The organism is Salipiger marinus, from assembly GCF_035481585.1.
In the GTDB taxonomy this organism is placed as follows: Bacteria; Pseudomonadota; Alphaproteobacteria; order Rhodobacterales; family Rhodobacteraceae; genus Salipiger; species Salipiger marinus.
In genome coordinates this window covers 1-10,975 of sequence record NZ_JAYKSL010000045.1, presented here as the reverse complement: position 1 = coordinate 10,975, position 10,975 = coordinate 1, and the positions used below count along the sequence as shown (strand labels likewise).

General features: G+C 62.1%; 11 protein-coding genes and 1 pseudogene. 6 read left to right on the top strand and 6 right to left on the bottom strand.

Going from position 1 to position 10,975, the window contains the following annotated elements:
* Positions 1–505 precede the first annotated feature (505 nt).
* The 5 genes and pseudogenes from VK682_RS26425 to VK682_RS27410 all read left to right on the top strand — a co-directional run.
* The gene (locus VK682_RS26425; protein WP_380716765.1) at positions 506–1,090 is read left to right on the top strand and encodes a DUF1403 family protein; all 585 of its coding nucleotides are present in this window, start codon (positions 506–508) and stop codon (positions 1,088–1,090) included.
* Positions 1,091–1,370: 280 nt separating this feature from the next.
* On the top strand, positions 1,371–2,888 hold the full coding sequence (gene nadE / locus VK682_RS26420; RefSeq protein WP_324782912.1) for an NAD(+) synthase: 1,518 nt from the start codon (positions 1,371–1,373) through the stop codon (positions 2,886–2,888).
* Positions 2,878–3,804: an NAD(P)/FAD-dependent oxidoreductase gene (locus VK682_RS26415; protein WP_324782911.1), complete on the top strand. Its 927-nt coding sequence runs from the start codon at positions 2,878–2,880 to the stop codon at positions 3,802–3,804. Before nadE ends, VK682_RS26415 begins: the two co-directional genes overlap by 11 nt.
* Positions 3,801–4,145, top strand: coding sequence for a hypothetical protein (locus VK682_RS26410; RefSeq protein WP_324782910.1), 345 nt, complete (start codon positions 3,801–3,803; stop codon positions 4,143–4,145). Before VK682_RS26415 ends, VK682_RS26410 begins: the two co-directional genes overlap by 4 nt.
* A 204-nt stretch (positions 4,146–4,349) precedes the next feature.
* A pseudogene (locus VK682_RS27410) lies at positions 4,350–4,612 on the top strand (IS66 family transposase); the annotation flags it as partial.
* A gap of 1 nt (position 4,613) precedes the next feature.
* Here the strand turns inward: VK682_RS27410 and VK682_RS26400 are convergent.
* Genes VK682_RS26400 through tnpA form a run of 4 tightly spaced genes read right to left on the bottom strand, consistent with a single transcriptional unit; the run spans position 4,614 to position 7,641 of the window.
* Entirely contained in the window at positions 4,614–5,174 is a 561-nt protein-coding gene (locus VK682_RS26400; RefSeq protein WP_324782909.1) for a UPF0149 family protein, read from the bottom strand.
* On the bottom strand, positions 5,171–6,763 hold the full coding sequence (gene tnpC, locus VK682_RS26395) for an IS66 family transposase (RefSeq protein WP_324782908.1): 1,593 nt from the start codon (positions 6,761–6,763) through the stop codon (positions 5,171–5,173). Before tnpC ends, VK682_RS26400 begins: the two co-directional genes overlap by 4 nt.
* Before the next feature lie 48 nt (positions 6,764–6,811).
* The gene (gene tnpB, locus VK682_RS26390) at positions 6,812–7,165 is read right to left on the bottom strand and encodes an IS66 family insertion sequence element accessory protein TnpB (RefSeq protein WP_324782907.1); all 354 of its coding nucleotides are present in this window, start codon (positions 7,163–7,165) and stop codon (positions 6,812–6,814) included.
* Positions 7,162–7,641, bottom strand: coding sequence for an IS66-like element accessory protein TnpA (gene tnpA, locus VK682_RS26385; RefSeq protein WP_324782906.1), 480 nt, complete (start codon positions 7,639–7,641; stop codon positions 7,162–7,164). Before tnpA ends, tnpB begins: the two co-directional genes overlap by 4 nt.
* Positions 7,642–8,004: 363 nt before the next feature.
* On the opposite strand from tnpA, the gene VK682_RS26380 reads away from it, so the two are divergent.
* Entirely contained in the window at positions 8,005–8,613 is a 609-nt protein-coding gene (locus VK682_RS26380; protein WP_324782905.1) for a hypothetical protein, read from the top strand.
* A 244-nt stretch (positions 8,614–8,857) separates the two neighbouring features.
* Here VK682_RS26380 and VK682_RS26375 read toward each other — a convergent pair whose 3' ends face one another.
* Both VK682_RS26375 and VK682_RS26370 read right to left on the bottom strand, forming a co-directional pair.
* The gene (locus VK682_RS26375; RefSeq protein ID WP_324782904.1) at positions 8,858–9,277 is read right to left on the bottom strand and encodes a TIGR02588 family protein; all 420 of its coding nucleotides are present in this window, start codon (positions 9,275–9,277) and stop codon (positions 8,858–8,860) included.
* A gap of 12 nt (positions 9,278–9,289) precedes the next feature.
* Positions 9,290–10,153, bottom strand: a complete 864-nt coding sequence (locus VK682_RS26370) for a TIGR02587 family membrane protein (protein WP_324782903.1) — start codon at positions 10,151–10,153, stop codon at positions 9,290–9,292.
* Positions 10,154–10,975: the final 822 nt, after the last annotated feature.

The window sequence follows — 10,975 nt, the reverse complement described above, 5'->3', positions numbered from 1 at the left end:
TGGTTCCTCAGTTGGTGCTCTCCACTTTTTCCGGGCAAGTCCATGGCCTCTCTCGTTGAGGCGAAGCATCTCTGCCCGGTTCTGGCGCGCTGAGCGTGACGTGAGCGCGCGTCAAGTCGCCGAGAAGGCCGCGAGACAGCGCCAGTCTCGCAAACTCCGACTCATCCAGTCTCATAAATTCGGGTGGTGAGTCTCATGAACCCCGGCCTGACTTTCAGGGAAGCGCTTGAATCTCACGATCTCCGGTCATCCGACANGACTCATCCAGTCTCATAAATTCGGGTGGTGAGTCTCATGAACCCCGGCCTGACTTTCAGGGAAGCGCTTGAATCTCACGATCTCCGGTCATCCGACACATGAAACTAAAACGACACCCGCGGTGAGCTCTTCGCGCTTTATATGTCCGGTAAGGCAAGATTACTGGACATATCCAGAGGCGGCAAGTCGCGGCGGTTCCTTGCTGACAGACTGGCGCAAAGCGCCGCTGCATGCTAGGGATCTGCGCATGACCCCGCGCCGTCCGCGTCCCGATCCGCAGCCCCCAAGCCTGCCTCCCGTGCCGCTGCGCGGGGCCTCTGGCGCTGCGGACACGCTGGAGAATCATGCGTTCTGGTCGGGGGCGGCGCTTGCGCATCTGCATCTGGTGCTGGCGCAGCCCGACCTGCCGCAGCCGCGGCTGCGCGACCGGCTGGCGCTGCGCGCGGCGGAGGCCAGCGTCGCCTTTCAGGGCCGCCGGGAAAGCGCGCGCGAGCTGCGCGATGCCCTGCACCTGCTGCGGCCCGGCGATCTGCCCGGCCCGGCGGGCGACAGCTATCAAAGCTGGCGGCGCGCCGTCACGCGCCCCGTCTCGGTCGCGGCGCTTCACCGGGCGCTGCCCGATGTCGCGCCCGACCAGCTTGCCGTCTGGCTGGATGCCGGTCAGGGTGGCCCCGTTTCGCGCGCGGCGCTGGTGCTGGAAACCGTGCTGGCCGAAGCGTTCGCGCCGCAGCCGTCCATTGAAGCTCTCGACGAAGTCTTACTGGGCTTGCCTGACGCGATGTGGTGCCATTCGAACTGCGATCCTGCTGCCAAGTCGCGACTGCGCTGGTGATCAGCTCCGCGCCCCCACTTAAACAAGGATCCCCCGGATCGTTTCTGATTCCGTCGAACCTGTTGCGCCTCATGTCCGCCTCTTTCGCTGGAGGCAGGCTACCTCGAAGTGCCTGCGTTTTAAGGGAGCAGGTCAGACCGAATTGGGTCAACACCTGCCCGCTACGATACTGACAGCTCTGCGTCCGCGCCGGGCAGCCGCGGTGGGGGACCAGGAACAATCAGCAAGTTCCCCGCTTTAGCCCTCAATCAAGCGGCGCAAGCGGAGCAGGACCCATCAAGTGCTTTACAATGGAATACTGGATCTTTCACGTCAGGCCTCTCCGCCGCCGCGCAGCGCATGGTTCGCGCAGCGCTTGAGAGACCAGATCGCCGAGGGCCTGTTCCTCTCCGAAGGGCGGCTTCGGGAGGTGAGGGCGCAGCTGGTGCAGGAGCTGTCGAACTATCGGGTTCAGGCAGGGGCGGGCACCGCCGTGCTTGGCATGTCGGGGGGCGTCGATTCCGCGCTGACCGCGGCCTTGTTCAAGGATGCGGGCTGGCAGGTGGTCGGCTTCACCCTGCCGATCCATCAACAGCCCGAGGAAACCGAACGGGGCATCGAGGCGTGTCGGGCGTTTGGTATCCGGCACCAGCATCTGGATCTGTCGTCGGAGTATGACGCGTTGGTCGCAGCGATGGGCGCCGTGGACCCCGACCTATCGGTATCTGACCACGGGCCTGCTAGGACGCGCCGCGGCAACCTGCGGGCGCGGCTGCGGATGATGACTCTTTACGATCAGGCGCATCGGCTTGGCGGGATCGTCGCCAGCACCGACAACTTTTCCGAGCTTGGTGCCGGGTTTTGGACACTGCACAGCGATGTGGGCGACGTCGTCCCGTTACAGGGGCTGACGAAGTCATGGGAGGTTCCGTGGCTTGCGCGAGAGCTTGGGGTGCCCGAAAAGATCTGGCGCGCCAATCCCACCGACCGGCTTGGCGTCGGCTCGGGTGACGAGGCGCAGATCGCCGCTACCTATCTGGAATGGGATATCATGCTGTTTGCGCTGCATAAGGCGCTTTCGCAGGATCCGGGTTTGCGCCTCGCGCAGCTTGCGCAGGTGCTGAGGGTCGAGGGCGATGCCCGTGCGCAGGCGGTGTTATGCACCGTGCTCGGACGGCTCGGCACCACCTGGCACAAGCGGGTGAATCTCATCCGCCTGAACCCTTCCCTGAGCGGTCGGTTCGGTTCCCTGGACCAAATAGACGAGCGGTTGTTCCGCCCCGAGGTGCTGCGGCAGAATCGGGCCGAAGTCGGCTTCTCGGTCGAAACCGAAGCCGCCGCGGCAGCGCTGTGCCGGCGCCTCGGCGATCGCCGCATGCGGCTGGTGACGGCTGAGTCCTGCACGGGAGGCCTACTTGCCGCGAGCTTGGCCAAGATGCCCGGCAGTTCCGAGACGCTGGAAGGAAGCTTCGTGACCTACCGCGCCTCGCTCAAGACAGCCGCCTTGGGCGTTTCTCGGGCAACCATTGCTGAACGCACCGTCTATGACCCCGAGGTTGCCCGGCAGATGGCCTGCGGCGCGCTGGAGGCGGCACCCGAGGCGCATGTTGCGCTGGCGATCACGGGCGTTGCAGGCCCAGGCCCGGATCAGGGCAAACCGCCGGGTTATGTTTGCATCGCCGCTTGCCTGCGCGGCCAGTCGCCTGTTGCGCGCGAGTTCAGCTTCGCGGGCGATCCGCCAAAGGTGCTGTCGGCGACACTGACGGCCGCGCTGTCGATGGGGCTTGCTGCGATCAAAGCCGCCGACGATGCTGGATGATCCGTTGGACTGCATCGTCGTGGGGGGCGGTCCTGCCGGGATGACGGCGGCCATTTACCTTGCCAGGTTCCACCGGCGTCTTCTGCTGATCGACGCCAATGAAAGTCGCGCCGCCCTTATCCCGCGGTCCCACAACCATCCCGGCTATCCCGATGGGATCCACGGCGAGAGCTTGCTGATGCGTATGCGCGAGCAGATGGCCCGGTTCGGTGTGATCACGGTGGCGGCTGAAGTTCTTGGCGCGCGCAGCCTTCCGGGCGGCGGGTTTCAGGTGACGGCGGGGCAAAGCTGGCAATGCCGCCACCTTATCCTTGCGACGGGGGTGCGCGATCGGCTTGCTTCTGTGCCAGACGCGCTTCAGCATGTGCGGCAGGGGCTTCTCCGCCAGTGTCCGGTCTGCGATGCCTACGAACTGACGGGCCAGCCCGTCGCGGTCATCGGCGCTGGGGAATGTGCCGCGGGCGAGGCGCTGTTCCTGCGCCACTACACGCCCGACATCATGATGCTGACACTGGGCAAGCCGCTGGACATGCCAGAGCCGACCCTGCGCAAGCTGTATGAGGCGCAGGTGACTATCCTTCAGCGTGATGTGACGGAGTGGGAATTCAGCGAGGGCAGGGTCACGGCGAGGTCGCGCGGCGCCGCAGCAATGCAGTTCGCCGCCGTCTATTCCGCTCTTGGTAATGACCCGCGCAATGCGCTCGCCCGCAGCCTTGGGCTTGCGCTTTCGGCAGATGGTCGGATCGTCACCGACGTCCATCAGGAAAGTTCGGTCCCCGGCGTCTATGCTGCGGGCGATGTCGTGACAGGCTTGAACCAGCTTGCAGTTGCGATGGCGCAGGGCGAGATCGCGGCGACCCGGGTCCACACTTTATTGCGCGTCAGGGAGGGGCGTTGCGTGACCGACCCTCTATGACCCCTCGCTCGGCGCAGGTCGCTGAATGGCAGAACGGATCCTGCCCGGAACACTCGTCCCCCTGCACGGTTACGCACCAGAAGAGGAGCCTCGAGATTATCGACACCAGGACACACGGTGCCATTGACTATCTGACGGGCGCGCTGCTGATCATCGCGCCATATCTCTTCGGATTTGCGACTGGCGGAGTTGAACAATGGCTTCCGCAGCTTCTGGGCGCCATGACCATCGTTATGAGCCTGCTTACCCCGCACGAACTCAGCTTGGCGAAGGTGATCCCGCTCAAGGTCCACCTCGGCGTGGATGCCGCCAACGGCGTGCTTCTGGCGGTCTCGTCCTAGCTCTTCGGATTTGCACAGGTAATTTGGTGGCCCCACCTGCTGGTCGGGCTTATGGAGATCGTGGTGCCAATGCAGACCCGGCGCGGCGCGGCAGCGACCGCATGAACCGCCTGCTGAGCCCATCGGCACTGCCGCGCTCGACTGCCTTTTTAGAAGCGGCGGCTAATGTAGCGCTCTGAGCTACTGCCGGTTTGTTGACAGCGGCATCTGACGGGCTGGACGGCATTCTGCAGGCCGACGCTTATGGCGGTTACAACGATCTCTATGATCACAAGCCCGCGGTACGCAGCGCGCTGTGCTGATCGCATGTCCGGCGCCAGTTCTTCGAACTGGCGGATACCAAAGCCACTGCCCGCAAGGGCTAGAAGGTAGCCGAGAAGACCCCGCCTGTGGCGCTGGAGGCCGTTAAACGCTTCGTGAGCGTCACGAGCCTGCCGTTGCCAACCGGTCTTGACGGGCGGGTAGCGGTTAGCGGAAGGACTTTGCTCTGCGCGGCATGAAGTGCGCGCGGATGGCGATGACAGCCTTGGCCACCTTGGCGACGGCGGGAGCATTGAGGTTGGCGCGCGGGTCGGCCATTTCCCTGATCGGTCCGATCAGGTCGCTCTCTGCCCCCTGCAGTATGGGTTGCCAGAGCCGGGGCGCGAACTTCGTCGCGAGCAGGAAGCCGCTGGCCCACAGGTATGGCGCATGGGCCGCATCGCCGCGGGCGGCCAGCCTCGGGCGCCAAATCTCGGGCGTGTCGCCCAGCCCCGAAGAGATTGTGTTGTAGGCCGCAACCAAGGACTGGAGCGCCTTGGCCTCGGTCGTGTGTTCGGGCGCCATCAACGCATCCTCGCCAACGAAGGCGGGGATCCACTGGCGGGGACCGATGAAGCGCGGCCCGATGATGAGCGCTGTGAGGTATCCGTCCAGGGCCTGCGGATCGGCGGCGGGCGGACTGGGGCGCCGCGCGCGGAGAACGTCGAAGAAGTCCTTCTCGTCGAGCATGAGCCGCTTCGGCGCACTGGTCGGGGTGGATGTGTTCATGCGGCCTGCGCCTTCAGGTTGTCGTTGGTCTTGGCGAGGCGTTCGGCCTTCCAAGTCCAGGGCAGAAGCTCGTCGGGCCGGTTGATGGTGGTGCGCCCCGAGACGATCCGCTCGAGCACGTCGGAAAGCCAAGTCTCGGGGTCGATGTCGTTCATCTTGCACGTGTTGACCAGTGAAGCCAGAACCGCCCAGCTCTCGCCCCCGCGGGCAGAGCCGACGAAGAGTGCATTCTTTCTTGTCAGACACACCGGCTTGATGGCGCGCTCGACGATGTTGCTGTCTACCTCGACCTGACCGTCTTGCAGGAAGAGGGTCAGTCCCTGCCAATGCTTCAAGGTATAGGCCGCAGCCTTGCCGATCGAGGACTGCGACGAGACCGCGTCGCGGATCTCTCCCAGCTGCTGCTTCAGATTCGCCATCAGGACCACGCTCTCGGCCCTGCGTACCGTCAGCCGCTCGGCATCGCTCAGGTCACGGATACGCGTCTCTATCGAGTAGACCTCGGCAATCCGGGCCAGAATCTCGAGGGCCGCCCGCGACTGGGTTGTCTTGAACACGTCTGCGAACTTGCGCCGGGCATGGGCAAGGCAGAAGGCAAGCTCAGGCGGGGCGGCATTGCTCTTGCGCCGCTGCTTGGCCACGGTCTTGTAGGCACCATAGCCATCGACCTGAAGGACGCCGGCAAAGCCGCCCAAGTGCGCCAGCAGATCCTGCGCGCCGCGTCCTTCGGTATAGACATAAGCCACGGCTGGCGGCGCGGGGCCCCGCCAGTTCCGGTCATCGACGGCATAGGCCCAGAGCTGGCTCACCTTGGTTCGGCCACGGCCGGGGGCGAGCCGGGGCAAAGGGGTCTCGTCGCAGAACATCCGCGGCTGCGCCTGGATGAAGCGCAGTAGGCGCTCATGCAGGGGCTTGAGCCACCAGGCGGCGCGCTGGGTCCAGCCGCTCAGCGTGCCGCGGTCAAGCTGGACGCCATGACCGGCAAAGATCTGCGTCTGCCGGTACAACGGCAGGTGCCATGCAAATTTGGCGGCCACGACATGGGCCACCAGCGCCGTACTGACCATGCCGCCGGACATCACCCGGGCAGGTGCCGGCGCTTGTACGACGTGCTCTTGGCAATGCCGGCAGGCATACTTCGGACGGATCGTGCGGATGACGCGCAGCCGCGCGGGCACGACGTCCAGCGCTTCGCTGACATCCTCGCCGATGCGCACCCGCAGGTCGCCACAGCAGGTACAGCCTGCGTGATCGGGTTCGATGACGACTTCGACGCGTGGCAGATGCGGCGGCAGTGCCCCCATGTTGCGCGCCGCCGCGCGCCGGGTTGCGGTCTTTGGCGCCCCCTGCGCCTCTGCCGTTGTCGGAGCATCATCGTTTGCAGCGGCGGGCACCTCCGACAGGTCCCCGAGATCGAGGGCGATCTGCGTGGGGTCGAGCGTCGCGAGCTTCTCGGAACTGGCACCGAAGATCATAATACGCAGCAGGGTGACATAGACGCGCAACTCTGCATTCTCGGCCTGAAGGGCCTTCACAAGCCGCGTCAAACCGGGTGCATCAGTAGGGATCAAAATGCTGTCAGCCTGCATGACATACTATACCATTCAGGCGACATAATTCAAAGGAATACAGTCACTTCAGTCAATATATACAGGCCTTTTGACAGCGGGACGCCGGGCCTTTGTCCAGTCCAGTCCTGCCAGAAGCAAGCCGAACTCCTCACGCGTCAGCACCATGGAGCCATCCCCGGGAACAGGCCAGGTGAACCGGCGGCCCTCAAGCCACTTCGTGGCCAGAACCATGCCGCTGCCGTCCCAAAAGATCAATCGCAGCCTGTCCGCGCGGCGGGGTCGGAAGATGAAGACGTCACCGCAATACGGATCGGCGGCGAGCGCGCTGGCGACGATCGCCATCAGACCGTTGATGCCGCGCCGGAAGTCGACCGGCGTCGTCGCAACAACGATCTTCACGCCACCTGTCGGCAGGATCATGATGCGCGCAACGCCGCCACGAGCGCAGTCACAACAACGGGGTCGACGGGCCCGGTCATGACCAAGCGGCTCCCACCGATCTCGAGCTCGATGCGGCCGCAGGCGGTACAGCCCGGCTCGCCCCGGCTCCGTGCCGCGACAGCCAGCGGCGTCTCCGCCTCGGTAAGGGTGATCGGCACGAAGTGAAGCGGCCCCTGCGGCGCGGTCGACCGTCGGCGGCCAGGCGCACCGCCGCTGACACCGGCCTCCCGGCGCCAGACACTGAGCAACCCACGATGCACCCCCCAACGACGCGCAACTTTCGAGATGTTCACGCCGGGCACCGCGCTCTCCGCAACGATTTGCGCTCGCTCATCATCGGTCCAGTTCCGGCGACGCCGGCGCCCGGAGATCACCTCGATCCGCTGATAGTCACTGGCTTCATGCATGACTTGATGCATGAAATTATCTGTACTCTTCGGCTCGTCCCAGGTCATCGGCACCCTCTCCCGAAACCTCGTGCCGACTATCTCAGACGTGCCGAACTCACCCGTAAGATGACCCACTCGTGACGCTTACAACGCTTCGATGTCATCTTCGACGTCGAACGCGAGATCAACCGCCTGACCGCCGAGGCCCGCCATGACGCCCGTCGGGGGCTGGTGCGCCCGATGTATCGATTTTGTTAGACTTCGTTGTAGCGACGGCTAGGTCCAAGCACAGGAAGCGCGACGTCATTAGACGCTCCAGAGGAAGTTTTGGCTGCGAGCGGTCACGCCTCGAAGAGCGCAGCACCATGTCTTGCAACACGCTGATCGTCGCCTGGCTCCATCTTCGGCGACCAAAAAAAGGAGGCCAGAGTGTTAGAATGGTTATCCCGCCATAGCGACGCGCTTCAAGTGATCATGAGCGGCGTCACGGCAGGGGTGTGGGTTGTCTACCTCCAGGTTTTCCTTGTTAGTTTTCGTCACCAGCGGCGCCCCGAGATTATCATCTCTTTGGGTGCGGGAGCAGGTGCGAAGGCCTGCTGGTTCGTGTCGAACCTGGGTCTCGAGTCGATATTTGTCGTCGATGTAATGGTCAGGTTCGAGACCACCAGCGGCGTGACCGAGGCGGTCGTCACTGACCGAACCGAGATGAATGACCGCGAACTGAGCAGTCCCGCGGAGGCGACAAATCAGGGCCCCCTCGCCAGCGGCGACTTCATGAGCATCGGCACATTTGAAACCCTGTTGGCAAGAACCGAGGTTGTCTCGGCACCAGCCCATGATCTGAAATCGGTGACCATCGTGGTGGTCGCCGCAACGGCTGCGCGGTGGTCGCTCGTCGGAGCATCGCGCCACTATCGGATAGTCTTTGACAAGAGCGGCGCCCCATCAATTCTGAGCACCATGATCTATACGCACCAGATCCATGGGCGGAGGGGACGTCAGGATTTGATCAGAAAGCTTGAAAGTAGACTGGGATAAAAGGACGAATACTATCGTGATGGTTATATAACTGGGCGCTCACGCAGAAGCGCATTGAAATCCGGCTCTGGGGTACCCCTAGAAAGAGTTGAAGGGCTCGCGTGCATGCGAGGCATGTTCCGGGCCAAGCATAAAATAGCCTGCAAATTTGAGTACACTGACACCGTTGGAGAAGCCTTGCGCGAGAGCGAGACGGCCCGTGATTTACCGAAATACCGTCCGCTAATGCCCGCCCTGCCGCTACTTAGGGGTCGTTATACGCAGTCGCAAGCAATCGTAGCTGATACTGCGACGGATTGTGAACGAAGATCATCCCTCCCGTCCGTTCCGAGTTTCCCGGCACATAGTCCACCGCCACTTCGACGGATTCAATCACCTCCCCCTCGCTTTCCAACGTGCCGGAAATCATGACGTCTGCTGCCGTCGTGTCCCCACGGTTTTTCACGCGGAACCCGACATGGTAGCTTAATTGCCTCTCTTCCACACCGACTGCGATCACTTCCATCGCCGGTCCGGACACACTTCGGCTGATTGCTTGGAAAAAGACGAAGCCGATCATACCAACAACGACCACGCCAGAGACGCCGCCAATCAGCCACTCGATTTTGCCGCGTTGCTGTAGCTTCTGGTCCTCTAGCTTATCGTGGCTCTGGTCTTGCCCCATCGGCGGCTCCTTTCAGAGGATAAGGCGGGCGGCAGCAGCGCCGATCGCAGCAGGAAATCCAAGCACGACAACTGACATCAGACTTTGTGTGACCGAGGTGCCGTCTGTCCGACCGAAGGTCCACAGCACGTAGATGCTGACGGCCGCAGCAAGTGCGTAGCCCACGATCGTAAACCGTAGAAACGTCCGCCACCAAGGATCATATGGCGACGAGGGAACCCCTCCCTTGAATTCGACAGCATATACAAAGCCGTGCATCAGCACCAGCGAGGCGAGGATCAGAATAAGTGCATGCCATTTCGTCATTTTGTACGAGATCAGAATCATCTCCTCGGTCGGCGCTACGTTGAGGCCCAGGAACAATGCGCCAATGCACATCAGGAACAATTCGCTCAAATAACTCTTTTCTTGCGACGACGAATCAGGCTTTGCCTGTTGGCCTCCGAGTTGGCTGCGGGCCAACAGTGCACCTATCCCCGCCGGCAACGACTGTATCGCCACCTTGCCGATTGCTTCATCTATTGGCATTCCCGGCTGCAATAGGCCGAAAATCATCAAGACCAATGCGCTCGAGACAACGCCAATTCCGTATGCGATGAGAGCATCACGAAAGTCATCTCGCCACTGTATCGTCTTCTCGAATCCGGAGTGGCGGGAAAGTACTGTCAGTAGAGGTAAGCCGAGGATCAACAAAAGGCCCAGGCGAAATCGATCAATATAAATCCCCAACCACCACATCTCCATCGTCATCAGCATAGGAAGAGTAAAAATTAATGCTCCCCCAACACCACGACCAAGGTCCCGCAGCACGGCTTCCCGGACACCGGGCGTCGCAGCGCCAGTCTCGTCGGCATCCTCAACGTCATCTGACGACACATGGTTCTCCTTTACTCACGAGAAGCCGGATCGACGGGAGTTGGCCTTGCAGCGCTCCGACCGGCTTGGGCTAAAGCGCTTCCTATAGCTGGCATCTCCCCGCTGCCTTTGAGGGAGATAAACCGTTCCATCACTGCCGATATATGCTCCCGCACCCACACCGCCATCCACCGCTCCTCGCCGGGACTATGCTCCAATAGTCCTATCGCATCGCCTTCGCCTCAAGCCTGGGCAGCAGGGAGGTGCAGGCGGCGACCTGGTAGTTCTGGAAGGCAAAGTTAGTTAACGAGTTATTAAGCGCCTTTTCCTCTGCGGCAACATGACCAAGCGCCGCCATTAATCTGACGCAGAGAGATGTGTGCCCCGCAGAGCTGCTCTCAGCAAGCGCATGGAGAACTTGATCAAGTTCCTCGGTCTCCGAAACGTGTGCCCAAACCGGCTCAACAGATCGGGGTAATGCGTCACCCGGTTGAGCTACGGCTGCATGATCGACAAGGACGGTTGTCCGTAGCATGCACGTTCTTCAGCCGGATCACGAATACTCCCCGTGCATGCATGATTTCAGCCATATTCACCGGCTTGTTCCTTTTGCTAAACCCTCTGAAGACAAAGAACATTGTTGTGAACAGGCATGCAATTTTGGCTCTGACTCAATTTCTGTGACGCCCTCATGCCGAATGCTGGAGACGTGCAAGAAGGAGGTCGATACCAGCTGCACCATACATCTGCCGTTTCAGCATCTTCAGCCTGTTGATCTGGCCTTCAGTCTGGCCGTTGGACTGTTGGATGTCACTGAGAACTGACCCAGCGGCGATAGGAAAT